3 protein-coding genes are annotated in these 26,685 nt (G+C 58.4%); all 3 read left to right on the top strand.

Features of this window, described 5'->3' with window-relative positions; translation table 11 throughout:
• The first annotated feature begins 19 nt into the window (after positions 1-19).
• The 3 genes from B0B13_RS07280 to B0B13_RS07270 all read left to right on the top strand — a co-directional run bounded on the left by B0B13_RS07280 (position 20) and on the right by B0B13_RS07270 (position 26,640).
• Entirely contained in the window at positions 20-12,445 is a 12,426-nt protein-coding gene (locus B0B13_RS07280) for an SDR family NAD(P)-dependent oxidoreductase (protein ID WP_076795379.1), read from the top strand.
• A 22-nt stretch (positions 12,446-12,467) separates the two neighbouring features.
• Positions 12,468-13,925, top strand: coding sequence for a cytochrome P450 (locus B0B13_RS07275; protein ID WP_083703674.1), 1,458 nt, complete (start codon positions 12,468-12,470; stop codon positions 13,923-13,925).
• Positions 13,926-13,992: 67 nt separating this feature from the next.
• On the top strand, positions 13,993-26,640 hold the full coding sequence (locus tag B0B13_RS07270) for an SDR family NAD(P)-dependent oxidoreductase (RefSeq protein WP_076795377.1): 12,648 nt from the start codon (positions 13,993-13,995) through the stop codon (positions 26,638-26,640).
• Positions 26,641-26,685 lie beyond the last annotated feature (45 nt).

The following is a 26,685-nucleotide window of genomic DNA, read 5'->3' as shown; positions in this document are numbered from 1 at the left end:
CTTGCCGGGAAACGACATAATGAGCAGCCAAGAATTCCAATCCATCATTGCCGGACTTCAAAATCGCCAGATCACCGTGGCCGAGGCCAAACAGCGGCTGCAACGACTGCAAGCTGCGCCCACTACACTAGGGACAGAGCGGACCGGAGCAGCGGATAAACCGGTGCCCGGCATTGAGCGGGCGCAGGCGCCTATCGAAATCGCAGTCATCGGCATGGCGGGACAGTTTCCCGCGGCTGACAACGTTGAGCGCTTCTGGCGTAACCTCAGCACTGGCGTTGATGGCATCGTTGAATTGGGCGAGCGCTATCTGGACGCCCGGCGCAGCTACTCACCGCAGCGCCAGCCCGGCAAGACCTATTGCAAATGGGGGGGCGTGCTCGAGCAGCGGGATGACTTTGATCCGCTGTTCTTCAATATTTCGCCCCGTGACGCGGAATCGATGAATCCGCATCAAAGGCTGATCCTGCAGGAAAGCTGGAAGGCGTTGGAAGATGCAGGCTACAACCCCAAAAGTTTCCGGAACCAGCCGGTGGGAATCTTTGTCGGCGCCGAGCCGACGGGTTACTTCCACGAAACGTTTATCGGCGCCTCCGATGCGATTATCGCGTCACGACTGTCCTATTTTCTCGACTTCAAAGGACCGGCGCTGGTCGTCAATACGGGTTGCTCATCATCGGCTGTGGCCATCCATCTGGCCTGTGAAAGCCTGCGCAACCGTGAGACGGATCTGGCATTGGCCGGCGGGGTTTTTGCTACGCTCGGCGAGCCAAGCCTGGTTAGCTTGTCGCAGATGGATATGCTGTCGCCCACTGGGCGCTGCCACACCTTCGATAGTCGTAGTGATGGCATCGTATTGTCGGAAGCGGTCGGCATGGTGACCCTCAAACGCTTACCGGAAGCGATAGCTGACGGTGACCCGATCTATGGGGTGATCTGTGCTTCGGGCATGAACCAGGACGGTGCCAGTAACGGCATTACTGCACCAAGCGGCCAGGCTCAGGAGCGGCTGATCAGCGAACTGTATCGACGTTTTGGCATTGATCCGCGGCAGATTAGTTATGTCGAGGCCCATGGTACCGGCACGCCGCTTGGCGATCCGGTGGAGGTCAATGCACTGGCCCGGGCCTTTCGGCGGTTCACCGCGGATACCGGCTACTGTGCGTTGGGCAGCGCCAAAGCCCATATCGGCCACACTTCAGCGGCCGCTGGTGTGGTCAGCTTAATCAAAATCCTACTGTCAATGAAATACGGGCAGTTGCCAGGTTTATTGAACTTTGAGCAACTGAACCCCCGGATAGCATTGGCGGACTCGGCGTTTAATATCCATCGCGAGCTGAAAGACTGGCCGGTCGGTGACACGGGGCTGCGAATGGCGGCGCTCAATTCCTTTGGCCACAGCGGGACCAATGTGCATATCGTGGTTCGCGAGGCAGTCGAAGTGGCCGCTGCGACCAGCGCTGAGGTGTCACGGCCGCGGCTCTTGCCGCTATCGGCACGCACCGCCGATAGTCTCAAGCACTATGCTCGCCGAGTGCGCGAAGCGTTGGCCGATCCGGCGATTCGGCTTGCGGATCTCGCCTATACGCTGCAAACGGGCCGGCTGGCGCAGGATCATCGGTTAATGTTTCTGTGCATCGACAAAGCCCAACTGACACAGCAGCTCGATGATTGGCTGGACGGCCGTGCATCTGAGCACGCCTGGCACGGGCAAATCGGCACAGGCGAGCATTCGGCTGTCGAACTGCCGTCTACCGACGATCATGCTGACTTACAACGCCTGGCCAAAGCCTGGGTGGCGGGCGGTCATGTCGATTGGAACGCGTTTAACCGTCGCTATGATGCCGATGCCCGACGTATTCACGCTCCGGTTTATCCTTTTGCTCGGCAGGATTTCTGGATACCGCCTGCACGTCGGGGTACGGCGGGAGGCGATGTCGGCGCGGCACCTAGTCTTAGCGTGGGCCGTCTGCATCCGTTCCTGACGCGAAATACTTCAGATCTGCTAAGCCAGCGCTTTACCACCGTGTTTGAGGGCGAAGAATTTTTCCTCAAGCAGCATGTGGTGGGTGGAAGGCAGATCTTCCCCGGCGTCGGTCATTTAGAAATGGCCAGAGCCGCGGTGGCGATGGCTGCCAACGGCTTGGCGGGGACAGCACGGCAGCCGGTATTGAGCGATATCGTCTGGTTGCGGCCGTTAATCATCGACGGCCAAGCGCGGCAAATTGACATTGAGTTAACGCTGGAAGAGGACAATCAGATCCGCTTCGAGATCACTAGCCGTGATTATGATCCGCTGTCAGGCCTTGGGTTGGGTGAACCCGTGTTGCACAGCCAAGGCTTGGCAAGTTTTCCTGAGCCTTCTGCGCAGCGCCAAGTTGATCTGACGGCTTTGAAGGCTAGGATGGAAGGTGGCCGGTTGAGCGCTGAACAATGCTACCAAGCCTATCGGGAGATGACATTTGAGCATGGCCCGGCTTACCAAGGCTTGCAGTCGATTGCGCTGGGGCGCTCAGAGGTATTGGCGGAACTTGCGTTGCCGTCCTGCCAACAGGACAGTCTGAATGACTATCTGCTGCATCCGTCACTGATGGATTCGGCGCTCCAAGCAGCGATCGCGCTGAGTCTCGGCGCCGACGTCGTGCTTCCCGAAGGCGATAGAGGCAATTTGCCGCCGGCGACGCGGCCGGCGCTGCCCTTTGCGCTTGAACGCTTGCAGATATGGGACCGCTGCAGCGAGCGGATGTGGGCCAGGGTGGCCTATGCCGAGCGGCGCGATGATCAGCAGCCCGACACCAGCTTGCAACGACTCAATATCGAGCTCTTTGATCAGCAGGGCAAGCTTTGCGTGCTGATGCAAGGGTTTACCTCCCGGGTGCTCGGCGACCACAGTGATCAGGCCGCGACCGATCAACCGCTGACAGAAACGCTGCTGTTCCAGCCGCAGTGGATCGACGAGGCGGCCAGTCACCGTAAAACGGTCGACTTTAACGAGCAATTTGTGTTGCTCAGCGGCTTTGATGAGCAATGTATTGCCGACGTGCAACGCCAGTTAGTCACGCAGGGTACTGATTGCCGCTGCGAGTTACTGGCCGTGCCGCAGCAGGATCCAGCCGATGATTACCAACAGGCAGCGCTGGCGCTGTTGCAGCAGATTCGGACGTTACTCGGTCGGGGCACCAGTGGACGTTCACTGATTCAGCTGGCGCTCTACAACCCCAAAGGCGATCGGATGATCGGCGGCCTAGCGGCCATGCTGCGCAGCCTGCAACTCGAAGCGCCGAACTTGGCTGGTCAATTGATTGAGTTGGACGAGCCGCAATCGTTGGCGCAGCGGCTCAAGGAAAATGCTGCCACCGGCGACGTCGAAATCCGTTACCAGGCAGGGCAGCGCCAAGTGCAACGCTGGCACCCTTGTCCGACGATGGATTTAGCGGTCGGCACGCCATGGAAAGATCACGGCGTCTATTTGATTACCGGCGGTCTTGGTGGCCTCGGACAGATTTTTGCCCGCGCGATGGCGGCTAACGTCAACGATGCCACATTGATTTTGACAGGCCGCTCTGCGGTAGACCCGCAGCGCGTGGCTGAGATCGACGCGGGCCGAAACACGATTGCATACCGGCAGCTGGATGTCAGCGACCGCGACGCGGTGCAGCGATTGGTTGCATGGATTGGTGACAAATATGGCCGCCTTAATGGCGTGCTGCATAGCGCCGGCGTGATCCGAGACAGCCTGCTGATCAATAAGCGGGATGATGAACTGAAACAAGTGATGGCAGCCAAGGTGGCCGGCGCTCGCAACCTGGATTTAGCCACTGCCGAGCTGCCATTGGATTTCATGATCTTCTTTTCGTCGGGTACCGGCGTGATCGGCAATACCGGCCAGGCCGACTATGCGGCAGCGAACGCCTTTGTCGACCGTTACGCTGCGTACCGCAGCCGGCTGGTCGAGCAGGGACGGCGAAGCGGCCGTAGCCTGTCGATCAATTGGCCGCTGTGGAAAGAAGGCGGCATGAAGGTAGACGAGACGATTGCGCAGCAAATGGCAGAAAGCACCGGCATGGTGGCGATGCCCACTAATGCCGGAATTCATGCGCTGTGCCAATGCTTTGCATGGGATAAGCCGCAATTGCTGGTGATGAACGGTCGACGTGAGCAGATGAGCGCACTGGTGACCGGCCGCGACGATGCCGATATGGCGCTCGCGCACGACAACGAGCCGCAACACCAAGACGTAGCGCCGCCGTCGTCAACCGACGCTGGGGTGTCATGGGCAGAGCCACTGCGCCGCGCGCTGATCGACCTCGTGTCCCAGCAGATGAAAATTCCTGCCGCAGAGATTCGTATCGATGCCGAGTTCAGCCAATACGGCTTCGACTCCATCAGCCTCACCGCGCTGGCGAGCACTTTGAAGCAGCAATGGCGACTGAACCTGGTGCCGACAATCTTTTTTGAACATGCCACGATTGACCGTTTTGCTGCTTACCTGGAACGCGAGCACGGTAGCGTGCTCGCGGCCAAGCTATCGCCGCAATCCACAGCGCCACAACAGCAGTTCAAGCCATCGCCTTCAACGCCGCAGCAGCATAGTGCCCCGGCGCCAAGATCGGTGCTCAAGCGGCGCCCACTGACAGTCGCGCAATCTTCCGTTCATACGGCTGCCTCTTCTGTTCCGAGCAAACCTGCAGAGGAGGATGAGATTGCTGTGATCGGCGTCAGCGGCCGCTTCCCAATGGCCGACGATGTTGAGCAGTTCTTGCGCAATCTGACGGACGGCCGGGACTGTATCAGCGAGATTCCCGCCGATCGCTGGGACTGGCGTGAATATTATGGTGATCCGCATCAGCAGGCCAACAAGACCAACGTCAAATGGGGTGGCTTTATCCACGGCGTGGACCACTTTGATCCGTTGTTCTTCGGTATTTCGCCGCGGGAAGCTCAGCTGATGGATCCCCAGCAACGCCTGCTGATGACGTATGTCTGGCTGGCGATTGAAGACGCGGGCTATGCCACTGCTGATTTGGCGGGCAGCAGTACCGGGATTTTTGTGGGCACTGGAATGACGGGCTACAGCAGCCTGATCGCTAAAACCGGCGTGCCGATTGAGGGTTACAGTGCCACGGCGATGGTACCGTCGGTCGGCCCCAATCGAATGAGCTTTCTGCTTGACCTGCATGGTCCCAGCGAGCCAGTCGAAACGGCCTGCTCTTCGTCGTTGGTGGCGATCCACCGTGCGGTTCAGGCGATGCGCAACGGAGATTGCCAAATGGCGATCGTCGGCGGCGTGAATACCCTCATTGCGCCCGAAGCACAAATCAGCTTCAATAAAGCGGGCATGCTGGCGCTGGATGGGCGCAGTAAAACCTTCTCGGCTCAGGCTAACGGCTACGCCCGGGGCGAAGGGGTCGGGATGATTGTGCTGAAGAAGCGTTCGCAGGCTGAGGCCGACGGCGATCACATCTACGCGCTGATCCGTAGCACCGCGGAAAACCATGGCGGCAAGGCGAATTCGTTGACTGCGCCAAACCCGCGAGCCCAAGCGGAGCTGCTAAAAGCGGCTTATCGCCAAGCCGGTGTCGATCCACGCAGCATCGGCTATATTGAAGCGCATGGCACCGGTACCGAACTGGGTGATCCGATCGAAATCAACGGCCTGAAAATGGCGTTTCGCGAGCTGAGTGAAGAGTTGGGCATTGGCCCACTGCAGCCAGGCTATTGCGGCGTGGGTTCCGTGAAATCGAACGTCGGGCACCTTGAATTGGCGGCCGGTATTGCCGGGGTGATCAAGGTATTGCTGCAATTGAAGCACAAGGTGCTGTTTAAGAGCCTGCATTGCGAAGCGCTCAATCCCTATATCGAACTGGACAACAGTCCGTTTTATATCGTGCAGCAAAGCCGGCCCTGGCTGGCTGCCAAGGACAGTAACGGCCATGCGTTGCCGCGGCGGGCGGGGGTGAGCTCCTTCGGCTTTGGCGGTGCTAACGCGCATATCCTGCTGGAGGAATACCAACCGCCGCAGCGCCCTCGGCACGATGTGACGTCCGGTGCGCGACCAATTCTGCTCTCGGCCAAAACGCCAGAGCAATTGCGTGAATATGCACGTCGCCTCGCCGAGTTTATTGCCGCGGAGCCTGCTGAGGCGAAGCTCAACCCAGAGCATTACCTCGATGATCTGGCTTACACGCTGCAGGTTGGCCGTGATCCGATGCCAGAGCGGCTGGCGCTGCTGAGTGACTCTTTGACTGATCTACAGCGCCAGCTTGCCGATTTCGCTGCCAGCGGCAAGGCGGTCTATCGCGGTCGTAGTGATGGTGATAACCAGGCGCTGGCGCTGTTTCGTCAGGATGAGGACATGGCTGCGGCGCTTGCGGCATGGATTGACAAGCGCAAGTATCACAAATTACTGGAATTGTGGACGCAGGGGCTGGCGATCGACTGGCGACAGTTCTATCGCGATGAACGCTCGATGCAACGTCTCAGCCTGCCAGGCTATCCGTTTGCCCAAGAGCGTTACTGGGTGACGGATTTGGCGACCGTACCCGTCACTGATCCCGTGCCAGGCGACGGCTGGTTGCACCCGATGCTCGAACGTAATACATCGGATTTTTACCGCCAGCGATTCAGTAGCCGCTGGCGAGGCCAAGAGTGTTGGTTTGCCGACCATCAAGTCAATGGCCATCCAACGATGCCAGGCGTTGGCTATCTGGAAATGGCTCGGGCGGCGATCGCCCAATCATGGGATCCGCAGCCATTGGCCGACGGTTGGCTGCAATTCAAAAACATTGTCTGGTTGGCTCCGTATACGCTGGCGTCGCAGCACAACGAGTTGCATATTGAGCTGGCGCTAGAGCAGCAAAAAATCAATTTCAGGATCTACTCACAGGCCCAGGGCGATGCAGTCGAGCATTGCAAAGGCAGCGCACAAGTCATCCCTGCCGGGGCCGTGGAGCCACTGGATCTTGAAGCCCTCGCAGCGGGCCCGTGGCAGCGTAGCGTTGATGCTGCGCAGCTGTACTCGCTGTTTGACCCAATTAATATTGTCTATGGCCCCAGCCACCGCGGTGTCAAGCAGCTGTGGCTCGGCGACGGCAGACTGCTGGCTAGGCTTGAGCTGGATCCGCAATGGCTGGGCAGCGACTGGGTGATGTATCCCGGTATGCTGGACTCAGCGGTGCAGGCATCGATCGGACTATTGCTGCAACAAACGGAGGGCCCAAACGAGACTCTGCTGCCTTTCGCGTTGGAACAATTGAATGTCTATGATCGTTGCCGACCCGTCATGTGGGCGTTGATCAGCGTTGACCGTCGTGGTCAAAGCAGCGCAGTGCAGCGGATCGATATCGAGCTGTGTGATGAGCGAGGGCACATCGCCGCCAGTTTCCGCGGTTTCAGTTCCCGGCCATTGAACGGCACGCGCGCCCGCGTGACGCCGCTCACCGCTGACAGTAGATTGCCCGCAGGGCTGAGCCTGCTGGCGCCACAATGGCGTGTTGCCGACAAGGCATCCACAACCCGGCAAGTGTTGCCCACTTTGGCGATTGGCGCGGTTGGGGAACGGCGCAACTGGCTGGCCGGGCAACATCCGCAGATCGAATTCTTACCGTCGCTGGCGACAACGATTGATGGGATTGCCGCTCAGTTGGCTGCTTGCACGCCGTTTCAACGGTTGATTTGGCTGGCGCCGCAACCGTCGACCGATTTTGCGAATCAGCGGTTGATCGACAGCCACGAACCAAGCGTGCTGGCGTTGTTCAGGTTGATCAAGGCCCTGCTGCAACTAGGTTATCAGCAGCGAGCGTTGGAACTGCAATTGATCTTGACAGCCAGCGTCGCGGTGCGTACCGGTGAGCCGTTGGCGCCGCAGCAGGCGGCCTGCCATGGCTTGGCGGGGTCACTAGCAAAGGAATATGAACATTGGCGGGTTGAACTGATCGATCTGCCGGCTGACGCTCAGGGGTTGCCGGTCGCAACGCCTGCGCAGAGGCTGCCCGGCGAATGCTTGGCCTGGCGTGATGGTGAATGGTTTTGCCAACGGCTATTGCCGCTGGCGCAGCGGGCTCAAACAGATGACGGCGTGAGCTACCGCGAAGGCGGCGTCTACGTCGTGATAGGGGGGGCCGGCGGCATTGGTGAAGTGTGGACGCGTCACGTGATCCGTCATTACCGTGCCAGAGTGATTTGGCTGGGTCGCCGCACTGCTGATGATGAAATCAATCGCAAGCTGGCGGCGCTGACGCAAATGAGTCAAGCATGCAACGCTCCGGCGCCGTTGTATATCCAGGCTGACGCGGCTGATGTTGAGCAGTTGGCGCAGGCCAGGCGGCAGGTGGTCGAATCGTTTGGCGCGATCCATGGCGTGGTGCACTCAGCGCTAGTGCTGGATGACGCTCGCTTGGAGCAGATGGACGAAGCGCAGTTTACTGCCTGTCTCGACGCCAAGATGGCGACCAGTGTACGGATGGCCCAGGTCTTTACGCCAGCCGACAATCCGACGTTGGATTTTGTGTTGTTTTTCTCGTCGATGATTGCCTTTAGCAGGGCTGCTGGTCAGAGCAATTACGCCGCCGGCTGCACGTTCGCTGACGCTTTTGCCGCTCAGCTCAATCAACACTGGCGTTGCCCAGTCAAAGTAATCAACTGGGGCTATTGGGGCAGCGTTGGCGTGGTAGCCAATGCCGGCTATCGAGCACGGATGGCTGAACAGGGGCTCGGCTCCATCGAGCCGGACGAAGGCATGGCGGCACTTGATCAGTTGCTAGCGGGTGCGCTGCCACAGTTGGGCTTAATCAAACTGCTTGAGCCGATGACCATTGCCGGTATCGACAGTGGCACACAGCTGCATTGTTATCCGTTGGAGAAGCCTCCAGCGTCTTATGTGTGGACAAACGTGGCGCAAAGGCTAGGCCCGCCGCCGCAACATCACCGCGCGGCGGCTGAGATGGACCGACTGTTGCTGGCCCTGACCTTCGCCTGCATTGGCGAGCTAGCCGGCGACGGCCCGCTGACTGAACAACAGATTGCCGCCCATCCGGCGGTGGCGGCGAACCTTGACGCCTATCCTTTTTATCGTCGGTGGCTGCGGGAAAGCCTGCGGTTGTTGACGCAAACAGGCGCTATTGACGATCAAGGACGGTTATTGACGGCCATCCCTGCCGCCGCATCACTGTGGTCGCAGTGGCGTCAGGCTAGCGATGAATGGCGCCGGGATGGTGATTTGCATGCTCAGTTGCAGCTAGTGGAAGCGTGTTCTCGGGCGTTGCCGGCTATCTTGCGCGGTGAGAAGCAAGCCACCGAGGTGATCTTCCCTGGCGGCTCCATGTCGTTGGTAGAGGGTATCTATAAAAACAACAAGATTTCCGATTATTTCAACGAGGCGCTTGGTGAGGTCGTGGTGGATATCGCCCGACGGTATGCTGAGGACAACCGGCCGCTGCGGATTTTGGAGATCGGCGCGGGCACCGGCGGCACAACCGCTGGACTGATCAGCAAACTGCGGCCGTGGCGGCATCAGATCGCTGAATATTGCTACACAGATTTGTCGCAGGCTTTCCTGCGCCACGCCGAACAGCATTTTGCGCCCGAGGCGCCTTACTTGCGCACCGCCATTTTTGACGTCAGCAAAGCCTGCTTTGAGCAGGGCATTAACACGAATCACTACGATTTGGTGATTGCCACCAATGTGTTGCACGCTACGCCAGACTTGCGTTGTACGCTGCAAAATGCCAAAGCTACGTTGTGCCATGGCGGTTTGTTGCTGCTGAACGAAATCAGTGAGCGTTCGATGTTTACTCACCTGACCTTCGGTCTACTCGAAGGCTGGTGGCTCTATGATGACGAGGCGCTGAGAATCGATGGCTGTCCCGGTCTGTCTCCCGAGAGCTGGCAACGGTTGCTGCAGTCGCAGGGCTTTAGCGACATTGCCTTCCCGGTCGCGGGCAGTCATTGCCTGGGCCAACAGATTATCGTTGCCGTGAGTGATGGCGTGGTGCGTCTGCCGGCGCAGCAACAGGTCATGCCTGCCGCCGACGTCACCGACGTGGCGATGGATGCGCCCGTCGAAGTCATCGCACCCGTGGTGACGCAGAGGATAGCTACGGGCGAGGTCGACGAAGCCGTCTTAGCCAAGCAGTGCCGCCAGCTGATTACTGACGTGTTGTCGAAGCTGGTCAATATTGCGCCTGAGCGGCTGCAGCGGGATGTCGCCTTCGATCGCTACGGCGTCGATTCAATTTTGCAGATCAGCCTGATTCAGGCGTTGGAAAAGGCGACCGGTGAGCTATCGCGCACGATACTGTTTGAATACAACACGATCAATCAGCTAACGGACTACCTTCTGAGTGAGCATCGCGCTGCGCTGACCCAGCATTTTGCGGCTTCCCAGGAGGGCCAGCGCCCGGTTGCGACGCAGCCAGTGACCGCGGTGGCGGTCAGTCACGAGCGTGCGCCGCGTCATGCTCCCCGTCATGTCCAGCCAATCGACAACCAGGCCAATAGCGCTCGGCTTATGTCGACGACCAAGCAGCCAAGCGTTGTCGAGCAGCCCACGATGGTCGCCGAACAGTCCGCGACGGTCGCTGAACAGCCCGCGACGTGTCGAGATATTGCGATTATTGGTGTCAGTGGTCGTTATCCTATGGCCGCTGATTTGGCGTGTTTCTGGGATAATCTACGCAATGGACGTAACTGTGTGAGTGAGGCACCGAGTTCGCGTTGGGCCCAGTCTCTGACCGGAACGCAGTCGTGGGCGACTGGACGGTACTATGGCGGTTTCCTTGAACAAGTCGAGGATTTTGATCACAAGTTGTTCGGCGTTCCTCACGATGAGGTAAGCAACCTGTCGCCAGAGTTGCGACAGATGCTTGAAGTGACTTGGCGTACCTTTGAGGACGCGGGTTACAACAGCGATGCTATTGCGCGGATCCAGCAGCGCGACGCGGCAGGAGTCGGGGTCTTCATAGGCTCGATGTATCACCAATCGCCGTGGACCGAGAGCAGCCTGGAGCGGGCAGCGATCAAGTCAAATGTCACTGACTGGCAGATACCCAACCGGATTTCCCATTATTTTGATTTGAAGGGCCCAAGCCTAGCGGTGAATTCGGCGTGCTCCAGCTCGATGACCGCCATCCACTTGGCCTGCCAGAGCCTATTGCAGAATGACTGTGCAATGGCGATCGCCGGCGGCGTCAATCTGATCCTTGATCCGTCCAAGTACCAGACGCTCAAACTGGCTCATTACCTGGGGAGTAGCGATCTTAGCCGAGGCTTCGGTCAAGGTGATGGGATGATCCCAGGCGAGGGTGCCGGCGCCGTGCTGCTCAAACCTTTGGCCGCAGCCATGGCCGACGGCGACCGAATCTACGGGGTGATCAAAAGCTCCAGCGTCAATCATGGCGGTGGCAGGCTGATGTATTCGGCTCCGGATACTCAACAGCAATCCCGACTCATTGCGCAGACCATCCAGCGGGCCGGCCTGGAACCGGCGCAGATCAACTACGTCGAAGCGGCGGCCAATGGCTCCGAGTTGGGCGATCCAATCGAGGTGGCAGCGCTTAAAAAAGTGTTTGGTGATACGCAGCCCGCCAGTTGCGCGCTTGGCACAGTCAAGTCAAATATCGGCCACCTCGAGGCGGCGTCGGGCATCTCCCAGCTCACCAAGGTGTTACTGCAGTTACAGCACGGGCAATTGGCGCCGTCGATCAATGCCGACCCGCCTAACCCTCATATACGACTCGATGGCAGCGCTTTTTATCTGCAACAGCAGGTGTCGCCGTGGCCGGCACCGGTGAGCGCAGACGGAGTGCGTGAGCCGCGCCGTTGCTTGATCAATTCCTTTGGCGCTGGCGGTAGTTATGCCAGCCTGGTGGTCGAAGAGCACCTGGAGCATCGAGTGCCGCGCAAACATCGCCAGGGGCAGACGCAGTTGTTGGTTTTCGCGGCGGCGAGCCGCCACAGCTTGTTAGCCTACTTGAAAACGTTCAAAGCATTTACCATCGCTCATCCCAGTCTCGAACTGCAGGATTTGGCCTACAGCTTAGCGCAGCGTGAGCACCAATTGACGCACCGCGCGGCGGTAGTGGCCGATACCATCGAACAGGTGGTGGCGCGACTGCAGTCATTGCTGACTGACGAGTTGTCAATGCAAGGCTGCTGCTGGATTTCGCCGCTCGAGGGTATTGAAGAAGGAGAGATAGGGACCGCGTCAGGCACACTCGCGCAGATGGCGGCAGCCTATTGTCGCGGCGCGCAGTTGGACACATGCGCGCTTTACCCGGAAGGCGGCAATCGCGTCGCGTTGCCGGGATACGAGTTCGAACACGCGATGGCGCAGCCGTCGCAGGCCGTCGCAACGCCGCAACCGTTGTTCAATAGCATGCTTTATCGCCGCATTAGCAGCGGCGAGCTGGACGCCGAGCAATTTGAGCAACTGATCACAGCAGTCTAACGAATGCATAACGGGGAATAAAATGAACCATAAACCAGATACGCTCGCCTTGGCGCAGGCAGAGGCGGGCACAGAAGCGCAACATAGCCCGGTGGTGGCAAACGAACTCAACATGGAGCGCAATGATCAGCCGGTCAACGTGGCGCGCCCGGTCGCCGAGAACTTGAAGATGAAAGACGGGTTTCCGGTCATGCCAGGCAAGATTCCATTGCTGGGCCATGTCCATAAGATCGGTCAGGATGCGCTCAGTGAGTTGCGCCAGGCCGAGGCGGTTTGCGGGCCGATGTTCTGGACTTATTTCGGCGCTAAGCTACCCGTGCTGCAGATTATGAGTGAGGACGGCCTGGCGATCCTTCAAAATAAGTACACCGACAACTCCTATCTGCGCGAGCAGATGCCGGTCATCACGGGTGAAGCGATGAACGCCTTTGACGGCCAACGTCATCGCAATGCGCGCCGCGCTAGCATGGATGCTTTTACCCCGAAAGGGCTGACCCGAGCGCGCGTTGGCCAATTCGTGGTGGAAACCGTCGAGCAACGGCTTAAACATTGGACCAGCGAGCGCAAACTGGCGATTTTCCCGCAGACCAAGGATATTGCGCTGGAGGTGGTGTTCCGGATTATGGGTATTGAAACCCACGAGCTTGAGCAGTGGCGTCACCAGTACGAGGAATTTTTTCTCGGCATGATACCGCTGAAAATCAACTTGCCGGGCTTCCCTGCCTGGCGCTGCCGCAAGGCGCGCGGCTGGCTGGAACAGCGGGTGTCACAGATCGTTGCCACGGTACGCGCGAACAACGACCGCGATAGCCTGGTCGGGGCGATGATCTTCGGCCGCGACGATAATGGCAACGGCATGTCTGAGGTCGAGCTGGTGCACAACATCCTGGGCCTGGGTTTTGCCGGCTCAGAAACAACTGCCGCGGTGATGGCGTGGTCGGCGTTAATGCTGTCGCAGCATCCACACGTCTGGCAGCAGTTGTGTCAACAGGTCGCCGGCCTAGACAGCGTGCCTTATACCCATGAGGAGCTGGTCAAGCAAGTGCCGCTGGCTGAAGCGATATTCCGAGAAACTTTGCGGCTCTATCCACCGGCGCCGTTTGAAATGCGCAAGGTGCATACCGAGTTTGAAATGATGGGTCATACGGTCCCTGTCGGCACGATGGTGGGCGTCAGTCTGCTGCATGTTTCTCGTAACCCCGAACGTTACCCGGATCCGGATAGCTGGAAGCCGGAGCGCTGGCTGGGCATGGATCGGGCACCGAACCAGGTGGAAACCTGCCAGTTTGGTGGCGGTCCTCACACCTGCCTGGGCCGCCATGTCGCCGCGTTGGAGATCACGCTGTTTATCGCGATGTTGGCTCGAGAGATGGGGCCAAAGGGGATCTCGCCCCGCCTGGTGGGCAAGTTGCCGCCGCCAACCTACCTGCCGTTTTTGCGGCCTTCAAACAAGGCATTTCTCGACCTGACCGGTCGCTAACCGGACACGGGCGGCAAAGTCGCTTAGACGCCGCCTACCCTATCCGCATTTGAGAGCGAAGAGAACAGTGGACAGTCAAATTAGGGTTCTACACCGGAAAATACAGCGGGAAGAAATCAGTGTCGAAGAAGCAGCCAGAGAGTTTGAAAAGATTCGGGCCAGCTATCGCCGTGACCAGGCGGAGCGGGTGATTCAGGCGCCACCGGCGATCGAGAACCCAATTGCAGCCGCTGTTTACCACTACGATGAGCGCTATCTGAAGGATCACCAGTTCAATCAGCAGCGGATCCTGTTGGGGCTGACCTATGCCAGTCTGGCGCTGGAGTACGGCTTGGGCCAGCTGGCCGACGGTGAGGCGCTGCGGTTGAAAAAGCTGACGTTTGCTGCGCCAGTCGCGCTGGCCGAAGGCGAGCGGCTTGAAGTGGCGATCCGCGCAACCCAGCGTGACGGACGGGTCTTCGAGGCAGTATGCCGACATTCGCCGTCGGCGCCTTGGCAGCCTAGGGCTAGCGGTGAATTGTCGGCCGTGGCTGCCCAGCAGCGGCAGGTGGATCCAGCCGAGCTGATGGCTGGTATGACAGCGGTGGAGCCGCTGGCATCAATTTACCAAATTAGTGAGCAGATCCACATCGGCGATAGCTATCGGACCCTCAAGGCGCTTTACCAGCGGCAGGATGACGGCGAAGCGCTGTCCCAAATTACGCTGACCGTCGCTGAGAACGCGGATTCTCGCCACTACAGCTTGCATCCGTTGTTGATCAACAGTGCCTTTTTGACTGTTATCCCGCTGCTGGCCAGCGAACAACTGGACAGCAATTTTATTCCGTTTGGCGTTAAATCGCTGGTTCTCCATCGCAGCCAAGCACCGACAACGGGCTGGATTCACACCAAGTTAATTAAAAATTCCGGCGAGCTGGTGTTGTTCGACGCACAGTTGTACGACGACGAGGGTGTGCTGGTGGCCGAATTCAGCGGTTGCTCGCTGAAGCGGCTGCGAGGCAGCCACTTGGTCGACGATACAGCGCGGCGCGACAGTGACAGTGGCTGCAGCCGCGAAGCGATCGAAGACTACCTGTTGACCCAGCTGCAAGCCCTCGGGGCAAAGCAAATCGGTAAAAAGCAGCGTCACCGCAACTTGATGGAATTGGGACTGGAGTCGCTGCAGCTAGTCAACTTGGCGAGTCGCCTTGAAAGTGCTGCGGCGATCGAACTGGAGCCCACAATATTTTTTGAATATCCCAGTGTTGCTGAACTGGCGACGTTTTTATGGCAGGAGTACGAAGCAGCTTTTACGCCCTTGTTGACCGAGCGTGGCGAGACGACTGACGTTGCGCCGGTAAAGGCAAATCATGTTGCGCCGATTGTCGAAACTTGTACCGCGCACGAGTGTGTCGCCAATGATTTGCCTAGGGCTGTCGTTGGTAGTGACCGCCAGCAGGATATCGCCATCATTGGTATGCAAGGACAGTTCGGTGAAGCCCGCGACCTGGACCAATTTTGGCAAAATATCTGGCAGGACCGTGAACTGATCAAGGAAGTGCCGGCAGACCACTGGGACGTTGCGCCTTGGTTTGACGCGGATCCTGAAGCGCATGACAAGACCTATTCCAAGTGGGGCAGTTTTATCGACGACGTTGATAAGTTCGACGCCGACTTCTTTCACATGTCCCGCCGAGAAGCCCAATGGATGGACCCTCAGGTGCGGCTGCTACTGCAGAGCACGTACGCTGCCGCCGAGAACGCTGGCGTCATCACGCAGTTACGTAGCAGTCGTACCGGCGTATTCATCGGTTCCTGTTTCAACGAATACGTTGACAAGATCACCGAGTTGGGACTGCCGATGGACCCCTATATCGCCACGGGCAGTGGGGTAATCGCCGCTAACCGAATTTCATTCTGGTTCGACTTCAAAGGGCCGAGCCTGATGTTCAATACGGCGTGCTCGTCGTCGCTGGTGGCGTTGCATGCCGCCTGTGTTTCATTGCGCAACGGCGAATGCGAAATGGCCTTTGTGGGCGGTAGCAACTTACTGCTGTCATCCTGGCACTACCGGTATTTTTCGGCGATCCGCGCGCTGTCGCCGACGGGGCGCTGTCACACCTTTGATGCACAAGCGGATGGTTACGTGCCAGGCGAATGCGTGGCGATGCTGCTGCTTAAACCGCTGTCGAAAGCGTTGGCTGATGGCGATCCGATTCATGGCATCATCAAAGGTTCGGCGGCATTGCACGGCGGCTACACGCCTTCACTGACTGCACCGAGCGTGGCCGGAGAGGAAAACGTGATAGTGCATGCGTGGCAAGATGCCGGCATTGATCCTCGTAGCCTCAGTTATATCGAGGCCCATGGCACCGGCACCAAGCTGGGCGATCCGATCGAGATCAATGCGCTCAAGCGAGCCTTTGCACGTTATACCAACGACCGGGGTTTTTGCCATATTGGCTCGGTGAAGGCCAATATTGGTCATACCGAGGGGGCGGCAGGCATCGCGGGCGTCATTAAGGTGCTGCAGCAGATGAAGCACCATAAGTTGCCGGCGTTGGGCCACTTCAAACAACAGAATCCCCACATCAAGCTCGATGACTCGCCACTGGTCATTGATAGAGAAGGATGCGACTGGCCGGAGCAAAGTGCACCGCGGCGCGCTGGCGTCAGCTCCTTTGGTTTCTCTGGCACAAACGCTCATGTTGTGCTGCAGGAGTATTGTGAGCAGCGTGAGTTCGCCGTGCACCGGGGCGAAATGGTGCTGGTTCCGCTGTCGGCGCGCAATGCACCACGCTTGAAAGAGCAGGCTGTGCGGTTATTGGCACACGTTGCGCAACACACGCCCGATCTTGCCGCGTTGGCTTACACGCTACAAACCGGCCGGGAGGCGATGGCAACACGGGCCATTTTCATCGTCGATAGCTTGGAACAATTACGGCGACAACTGCAAGCGTGGATTGCCGGCGAGCCGGGCGTTGACTTTGGCGTAGCCAGCATGACGGCCGAAGAGGCCGTGGCCGCTGGCGACCTGCGACAGTTGGCGGCGCGATGGCTCGCTGGCGCTGAAGAGGCAGAAGCATTTGACTGGACGTGTCTTTATGGCGACGGGCCGCGTCCCGCCCGAATCGCTCTGCCGGGCTATGCATTCGCCAAGGAACGGTACTGGCTGGATGCGCCGGCGGTAACTGCAGAACAAAGAGAAAGCGCGGCTACCGAAACAATCGTGGCAACCTACACGGAGCAATGGCAGGAGGCCGATGAACCAGGACAGGGTGCGCCGATCAAACGATTGATTTGCTTGCTGGGTGAGCCTGGGCTACGGCAGCAGCTAGCCCGACAGATCAGTGCGCTCAGTGCGCAGACCGAGTTGATATTTATTGCGGCCGATAATAAAAATGGACGCGATGAGGATGGCCATTATCGTGTAGCAGTCGACGATCCGCAGCAGTTACAAGAAGGTCTGCAACACGTGTTGTCGGCTCACGGCGCTAGCCGAGTGCTCTATTTATGGAGTATGGACGATCGTCGCTGGATGATCGACAACAGCGCGATTGTCGCACTGCTCAAGGCGATGGCGGCCACGGCGGCGCCAATCGACCGATTAGTGCTGGCTGGGCGGGCTGGCGACGCGCTCGAGCGCTGTTATCTTGAATCTTGGATCGGCATCGAGCGTTCGCTCGGTGCGGTGATGGTCCATTGTCCAGTCGAGGTGGCGATTGATTTGCCGGACAATACCGGCGACGACGGTCGCTGGTTGCGTCGCCTGTGGCTGCAGCTTAGCGGCGACGCGGCGGGCAGCAGGCTATACCAAAGCGGGCGCACTTTCCAGCTGAGGCTAGCGCCGACCTGCGCAACCGCAGCCGTCGAGCCGCTGGCACTGGAGCAAATCCACACCCTGTTGATCACCGGAGGGTTGGGTGGATTGGGGTCGCTATTAGCTGGCGAGCTTTCGAGCCGAGCGAGGCGTCGCAGCGACGGTCAACTCAATCTAATCCTGAACGGACGTTCATCGCTGTCGGTGGCCCAGCAGGCGCGGCTGGATAGCCTGCGTCATGACAAGTGCAACATTTTCTATTTGCAGGCGGATTGTGCTGATCGTCAGGCGATGGCCGCTGCGTTGGCCGAGGTGCTGCCGCACAGCGGACCGATCGACGGGTTGGTCCACGCTGCTGGCCTGAAGGCGTCGGGCAGCCTGTTTGACATCGCCCAAGCGGATTTTGACGCGGTATTACATGCCAAGGTCAAGGCCACACTTGTGCTGGATGAAGTGCTAGCGGCGCAACCGCTGGCGTTGATCTGTTATTTCTCGTCCAGCTCGGCGGTGCTCGGCGATATGGGCGCGTGCAGCTACGCGATGGCTAATCGATTCCAGCAGGCCTATGCGCGTTATGTGCAAGCCGGACGCGCTCGGCGTGTCGTGGCTATTAATTGGCCGCTGTGGCGCAATGGCGGTATGGCAGTGGGCGATCAGGCATCGACCGAGTTTTATTTGAAGTCCAGTGGTCAGCGAATGCTGGAAAGCGCTGAAGGCCTGACGTTGTTGCAGCAGATTATCGCCAGCGATGCCGATCACATGCTGGTGTTGGCGGGTGAGCCGGCGAGGTTGCAGCAATTAGTAGACGGGATCAATTCCCCGGCACGCCAAACAACGGCTCGCCCAATTGTTCAAGCAACGGCGGCCAAACCCATGATCGAGCGGACGCGAAGCCGTCCCGAACTCAAAGGGTTGAGCGTGGAGCAGTCTCTATTATGGGATTTGCGGGATTTGGCGAGCCGGCCTCTCAATGCCGAGCGACATAAGCTTGGCGAAGACACCAACTTGGCGGACTTCGGCTTTGATTCCATTAGCTTGGCGGAGTACGCCGGCCTGTTGAGTCGCCACCTGGGCCTCAAGTTGACACCAGAGCTGTTTTTTAGCCATTCTACCCTTGCGAAAATCGCCGCCTATTTACTAACACACCACCGGCAGGCGGTCGAAGCTTGTTATCGCGGTGAGGTGATCAGCGTAGCGGAGCCGTTGCCGATACTGGCTCCTGTCGTCGCGTCAACATCGAACGCCGACACGATCGCCATTATCGGGATCAGTGGCCGCTTCCCTGGCGCTCGCAATGCCGATGAACTGTGGCGCGTGCTGGCCGAAGGACGCGACATGGTGGGCGAGATCCCGACTGATCGTTACGACTGGCGTGATTATTACGGCGATCATCGCGAGGATCCCAGCAAGACGCGCTGTATTTGGATGGGCAGCGTGCCAGGAGTCAGTGAATTTGACCCCCTGTTTTTCGAGATTTCGCCCCGCGAGGCGAAAACATTAGATCCCAGGCAGCGGCTGTTGTTGCAGGAGTCCTGGAACGCACTGGAAGACGCCGGCGTCGGCCCGCGTCACCTTGAAGCGCAACGGGTTGGCATGTTCGTTGGCGTTGAAGAGGGCGACTTCCAGCGATTAGCGAGCGAAGAAAGCTTAACCTCGGGCCATAATGGTATCTTGGCGTCGCGGCTTGCCTATTTTCTCAACTTGACCGGGCCGACGATGGCGATTAACACCGCCTGCTCGTCAGCGTTGGTGGCGCTGCACCAAGCAGCGTTGAGCCTACGTAACAACGAATGCGAGATCGCGGTTGTCGCCGGAGTCAACCTCATTTTCTCGCCGGACGCTTTTATTGGCATGACTCAGGCAGGGATGCTGTCACCGGACGGTAAATGTTTTGCCTTTGACCGCCGGGCCAATGGCATGGTGCCGGGCGAGGCGGTGTGCTGCGTCGTGCTCAAGCCTTTGGGCCGAGCCGAAGCCGACGGCGACCCGATCTACGGCGTATTGCGAGGCAGTGGCATCAACTACGACGGCAAGACTAACGGTATTACTGCGCCAAGCGGCGCTTCTCAGCAGCGCTTATTGGAAGAAGTTTACCGGCGCGCGGGGATGAATACTGAAGCGGTGGAATATATTGTGACCCACGGTACCGGCACGCAACTGGGGGATCCGGTAGAGATTAACGCGCTCAACGATGCGTTCCGAGGCAACAAGCCAGGCCACTGCGCACTGACCTCCACCAAAACCAATCTCGGCCATACTTTTGCCGCGTCGGGCTTGGTTAGCGTGATTAGTCTGTTGCAGGCGTTCCGCCACGAAACCATTCCGGCCAGCCTACACTGCGAGCAGGAAAACGACTATATCCACTGGCAGCAAAGTCCGTTTTACGTGAACAAAACGAACAAGGCTTGGCCGGCGGCAGGCCGCGACAGCGAGCGGTTGGGCGCGGTCAGCGCATTCGGCATGAGCGGCACGAATGCCCACGTGGTATTGGAAAGCTACAGCCGCGAGCGTGACGCCTCACCGCTGCGCCGGCCCTGTTACTTGCTTGTACTATCAGCCAAAACCACTGAGGCACTGAAAGAAAAAATCGAACAACTGAGCGCGGCCTTGCAGCATGGTGGATACCGCGATCATCAGTTGCCGTCGATTAGCTATACCTTGCTGGAAGGGCGGCACCATTTTCGCCATCGCCTGGCGCTAGTGGCGGCGGATTTGGAAGAAGTGCTTTACACCCTTGAGCAATATCGGGCGGGTGAAAAGCGTCCCAACCTATTTGTCGGCGAGGTGGAGCGCGAATTTACTGCGCAGAAGACGATTGCGCGCTATATTAATCAGCTGCTGGACGACAGTCGCAATGCCAGCGAAGACGAGACCAGGGAGTTATTGTTTGGCCTCGCGGACTTCTATCGCCAGGGTTACGACATCGATGGCCGGCGACTGTTTGGCGAGGCACAAAACGGTGCTTATAGCATGCCGCCGCGTTTGCCACTGCCGGGCTATCCGTTCGCACGCGAGCACTATTGGCCCGAAGTCCGTCAGCGCCAACAACAGCCCACGCTCGTGGCGAACCAGCCTATGGATCGGCTGCACCCGCTGGTGCATCACAACATTTCGACGTTGGCGACGCAGCGGTTTGTCAGCCGCTTTAGCGGTCGTGAGACGTTCCTGGCCGATCACCGTATCGGCGACCAGCTGATCTTCCCTGGTGCCGCGTACCTCGAGCTGGCGCGTGAGGCGATCGTCAGGGCTAGCGAACTGCCGCCGCAGCAAGTCACGCTACAGAACGTGGTATGGCTGCGGCCGCTGGCTTTTGCGGTCGGTGGCAGCGACCGTGAGGTCGAACTGTACTGCGAGCTGGCCGTAAACGGCAACGACAGCGTGTCATTCAAAATTTACAGCGTGGACGGCGGGACGCAGCAACTGCACGCCCAGGGTGACGCACAGTTAGCGGCCGTCGCCGCACCGTTGCCGCAACCGGTCGACCTGGCGCAATGGGCTGCTCAATGCAATGCCAGTGAGCGAAGCCATGACTTGCTGTACCATGATTTCGACACGATGGGAGTCCATTACGGCGTGACATTCCGCGCTGCCGGCCAAATCCGCATCGGCCGTGACCGGGTGATCGGCCAGTTGACCCATGACGCGCTGGATCCCCAATTAGACGGTGTTCTGTTGCCGCCGGGCGTACTCGACAGTGCACTTCATATCGCAGCCTCATTGGAGCGCCGCCAGCAAGGCGCTGCTGAGCCGATGCTGCCCTTTGCGCTGGAGAGCCTGCGACTGTACGGTTCAGTGGAACAGGCGCTGAGAGCCGGGCCACTGACGGTTACCGCTGCTTACAGTGAAGCTCAGGGTGGCGGCGCGGTCGAGAAAATTGATCTGCAAATCTGCAATAACGCAGGCCAATGTCTGGTTCAGCTAGATGGTTTTAGCTCACGCAAGACGGGTGTTGAACCACAACCGGCCCAGGCGCAAGCCATCGTAGACAGCGACGAGGCTCTTGGTCGCTTGATTCGGACGCCGTTTTGGAAGCCCGTCGAAAGCCTCGGTGAATGGCTGCCGGCTGATGCCAAGTCGCAATGGCTGCTGCTTGGACTGCCGGAGGCGACGGTTAGCGAGATACGCCGGCAGTTTGGCAATCAGGTGAGCGTACTGCCGGGTATGCCAGGCGAAAATGACGCCGCGGCCTACCAAGCGGCAGCGCTGGCGCTGCTCGAGTGGTTACAGCGGTTGCTCGACGGTCATGCCGGCGGCTATTTGCAGCTCTTTGTGGGGCAGGGCCAAGACGATCTGCGCTTGACCGCACTGGATGCGATGTTGAAAACGGCGATGATCGAAAACAGCGCGTTGAAAGCTCGCTTGGTCGCGCTCGATCTTGAAATGGGCAACGACGCGATGGTCAAAGTGATCGTCGAGCAGAGCCGTTATCACAGCAACGAACTGGTGCGAGTCTTCGCTAACGGCAGCCTGTATAGCAGGCAGTGGCGTGAGCTAGCACCAGCGCAGCACAATGAGCAGACGCCGTTGCGCGACGGCGGTATTTATGCGATCACCGGTGGCGCGGGTGGGCTGGGCTTAATTTTCGCTGAACATATCGTTAGCAGCTGTCGCAACCCGGTGTTTTACTTGGCAGGACGCTCAATTGTTAGCCAGCCGTTGCAACAAAAAGCCGATCGGTTGCGAGCACTGGGCGCCCAAGTTCACTACCAGGCACTAGACGTCGGCAACGCAGCGGCGGTTAAGCAGTGGATTGACGACATCTATGCCAAAGAAGGTTCGTTACATGGGGTGATACACAGCGCGGGAGTCATCCGCGATAGCATGATCATCAATAAGTCTGCTAGCGAGTTTGAGCAGGTGCTCACGGCAAAGGTGGCCGGTATTGAGGCGCTTGATCAGGCGATCAATGAACGTGCGCTGGACTTCTTTGTAGTCTGTTCGTCTCAGGCGGCGATGGGCAATCTTGGGCAGGTGGACTATGCCGCCGCCAACGCCTATATGGACGCCTTTATGCAGTACCGCCAAAATTTGGCTGGCGACGGCAAGCGCAAGGGGCGTTCACTGAGCATTAACTGGCCGTTGTGGCGCGACGGCGGCATGAAGCTGGCTCCGGTGATCGAGCAGCAGATGCGGCAACGGTTTGGCATTGTGCCGATGCCGGTGGAGGAGGGCGTCAACAGCCTGTGGCAACTGTTGAATAACCCGGTCAGTGCTCAAGGCTGGGTAATTTATGGCGAGTTATCGCGGCTAGCGGGCATTGGTCAGCCGGCGGACGCCAAACCGCAGGCCCTGGCCAAGCCGGCACCGGGACGGGCTGCTGGAACGACGAGTCTCAGCGATCACGAACTGAGAAAAAGAATCGAAGCCTTTGTCACCCGGATTATCGCCGACGTAGTTCAGATCGATACGGCGAAAATCCATCCGTCGGAAAAATTCGAGGTCTATGGCTTCGATTCCATCATGGCAGTGGGCGTAACCAATGAGCTGGAAAAACATCTCGGCTCGCTACCCAAAACTCTGTTGTTCGAGCATGTCAATATTGCCGGCATGGTTGACCATTTCGCGGTGAAGTACCGTGACCATTTTGTCGCGATGTTCAGCGGTAGCGAAGATCAGCTGGAGACGCCGCATGGCGCTCAACTGCCAACCATTGAACCAAGTGCCGCCGAGCCTGCGTCAGCGCAGTCGTTACCAATGAATCGTTTCGCTGCTGCCCATTCCAACGCCAACAGTCCAACAACGCCAAGCGTCACGCCCGTTGCGACCGTCACGCCCGTTGCGCCGGCTGCCTCTGGTGAACGCGTCGAGGACAACGAGTTAGAAAACTATATCGCAGTGATCGGCCTTGGCGGTTATTACCCCGGGGCGGACAGCATCGATGAGCTTTGGCAAAACTTAGCCAATGGCGTTGACTGCATGAGCGACTTCCCTGTAGACCGGTGGGACCACAGCAAAATCTATTACAAGAACCGCAAGGTGCTAGGCAAGACCACCTGCATAAATGGCTCCTTCATCAAGGACGTTGACAAGTTCGACTACAGCTATTTCAAAATGCCCAAGGTCTATGCCGACCATATGTCGCCGGAGGTCAGACTGTTCCTGCAGGTGGCGGTGCATACCTTTGAAGACGCCGGTTACTCGAAAGAAACGCTGTTGAGCCGTTATAACGGCGATGTCGGCGTGCTGTTGGGTACCATGACCAATGATTACCACTACTACGGCTTCGAGAGCAACGTGTTCCGCGGCTCGATGGCTTCCGGGTCGGGCATGGCGACCATTCCGATGACGGTGTCTTATTTCTACGGCCTTACGGGTCCGAGCCTGTTTATCGATACCATGTGCTCGTCGTCCTCGACCTGTATCCACACCGCTTGCCAGATGCTCAAGCATGACGAGACCAAGATGGTGCTGGCGGGTGGCCTCAATTTGATGTATCACCCATACACCACGGTGAATACCTCCCAAGGCAATTTCACATCGATCACCTCGGAGTCGGTCAACAGCTACGGGGTGGGTGCTGATGGTACGGTGATTGGCGAAGGAGTCGGTGCGGTACTCCTGAAGCGTTTGGATCGGGCCATTGCCGATCGGGATCAAATCTATGGCGTAATCAAAGGCTCAGCGATGACTAACGCCGGTGAGCGTAACGGCTTCAACGTGCCTAACCCGGATTTGCAAACCCTGGCAATTCGCCAAGCGATGGAACAGGCCAAAGTGCACCCGTGCTCGATCTCCTATATCGAGGGCCATGGCTCTGGCACTAAGCTAGGGGACCCGATCGAGGTGTTAGGGCTGAATAATGCGTTTCGCTGGGCGACTGACGACAAGCAGTTTTGCTATCTGGGTTCGGTCAAATCAAATATCGGTCACCTGCTGGCGGCGTCGGGCATTGCCGGTTTGACTAAAACCTTGCTGCAACTCAAACATAAGCAGATCGCGCCGTCGATCCATTCGAGCCAGCTCAACCAGGATATCGATTTTGCCGATACGCCGTTTATCGTGCCACAGCAGTTAATCGAATGGCGCCAGCCGGAGCGCATCATCAATGGCCGCAAGCAGGTATTCCCGCGTCGGGCGGGGCTCACCTCGATTGCCGCTGGCGGCATGAATGCTCATATGATCGTCGAGGAATATCCAGAGCCAGCGGATAGCGCTGGACAAATCTCAGAAGATCAGCTGGTGTTTGTCTTCTCGGTGCACAAGCTGGCGTTGTTGGCGGAGAACCTGACAAGCTTTAGAGATTGGCTGGCGAGCAGTGAGGCACCGCTGGCGCAAATCGCCTATACGCTACAGGTGGGCAAAAACAACCTACGCAACCGGTTGGCGATTCGCTGTCGCACCCGCCAGGCGCTGTCCCGTGCGCTTAACGCTTGTATTGACGGGCATTATCAATCCAGTGCGGACAGCAAGATCTTCTATCGCTTCCAGGAAAGCGACGCGGTGCAGCTGCTGGAGCACGACTTAGACGATCCGTTGACACCGCTGTTGACCCAGTGGCTGAACGGCGATAGCCAAGTCGATTGGGCCAGTCTCTATGCCCAACTGCCGGTGCGGATCAGCTTGCCGGCCTACCGTTTCGAGAAAACGCGCTGCTGGTACACCGACGAAGGTTACGAGTCGTCGATCGTCAATCCTCTGATGTTTAAAAACAAGCTGCATCCACTGGTAGCAGAAAACTGCTCGACTCTGCAGCCAGGCGCGATATTCCGCACCGATTTCGTCGAAGACGAACTGCTGGATTACGTCTACAGTGGACGGGGCGGCCGGCGCTTTAGCGCTTTCAACTTTGCCGATGTCGCGCTGGCGATGCCGGCATTGGCATCTCGGTTTGACGGCCGCACGCTGTCGGTGTCTTGTGCTTTTGAACACTATATCGCCGACTGGGCAACGGTAACCGGGCTGGAGTACCGGCTATTCGAGATTGACAGCGAGCAACTGGAGCTGGAGTTCGATTTCCGTCGCAGTGGTGAACAGTCCGCCAACCTAGGCTTTGCCGTGATCAATCCACTGACCGGCGACGAGCCGCCCCTACCGCAACAGTGGTTGGACGATGCCCGCGAGCTGCTCAATCGCCAGGCGCTGCAGGCGGGCCGCCAGTTCAGTGCCGCCGAAGTCAGTCGGCGACTGGCACAAGCTGGTTATGATTTCGCCCCTTATCTGGACCATGACGGCGAATTAGCGATTGGCCGCAGCGGCTTGTTGCTGAAGGGCCGGCCGCCGGTTAACCGTCACAACCATTATGCTGACAATGTTCAGCTATCGCCTTACTTGGCGACGACCATTGACAAAGCATTTTACTTGTTGCTGGATGAGCTAGGGTTGCCGCAAGGCCGGGTCATTGTGCGTAATATCGAACGGCTTTGCTGCTACAACACGCCGGCAGCCGGCTTTTCCGTGGTGCTATCGGGAATCGGGCTGCACGATAACGAACTATCGCTTAGCTTACTTGTACTGGATGAGCGGGAGCAAATTTGCGTCAAGGTAGACAAAGTCAGCCTGTATCTTGGCAAACAAGAATTATCAAGTGTTAATAAAAACCACGACTTACTGACTGGGACAGTCGAAACGGCCAATATGCCGGCCGCTGTTCTCGCCCGGCCACTGCTTGAGCCGGCGGGACAGCTTACCGCAGCTAGGGTGGGAAAGCAGGATGCGAAGCCACAGGCCGATGAGGGCGAAGCGGGCTTGGGTGAAGCAATTCTGGCTTTTATCCAACAGGAGTTACAGGACAAGCTGGGCTTTGCGGCGCAAGACATCGGCGAATCAACCCAAGTGCATGACCTAGGGCTGGATTCGATTATGGTTGTGCAGCTGACCGATAGCGTGAACAAGCGCTTCGGTACAAAACTGATGCCTGATTTATTTTATGAAAAGCAGCAGCTCGGCGAGTTGGTGGCAAGGCTGGAAGCTGCCTAAGTCGATTGACTGCATCTGACGCATCGGCCCGGTAAGCAATGTTGC

The sequence above is a fragment of the Burkholderia sp. b14 genome (assembly GCF_900156195.1).
Taxonomy (GTDB): Bacteria; Pseudomonadota; Gammaproteobacteria; order Burkholderiales; family Burkholderiaceae; genus Mycetohabitans.
Note: the sequence above shows the minus strand (reverse complement) of the source record. Positions and strands in the feature narration are given on the sequence as shown.

Bases quoted from the DNA above. Each gene is read 5' to 3' on its own strand.
- B0B13_RS07280 (WP_076795379.1), top strand. From the start codon at position 20: ATGAGCAGCCAAGAATTCCAATCCATCATTGCCGGACTTCAAAATCGC.
- B0B13_RS07275 (WP_083703674.1), top strand. From the start codon at position 12,468: ATGAACCATAAACCAGATACGCTCGCCTTGGCGCAGGCAGAGGCGGGC.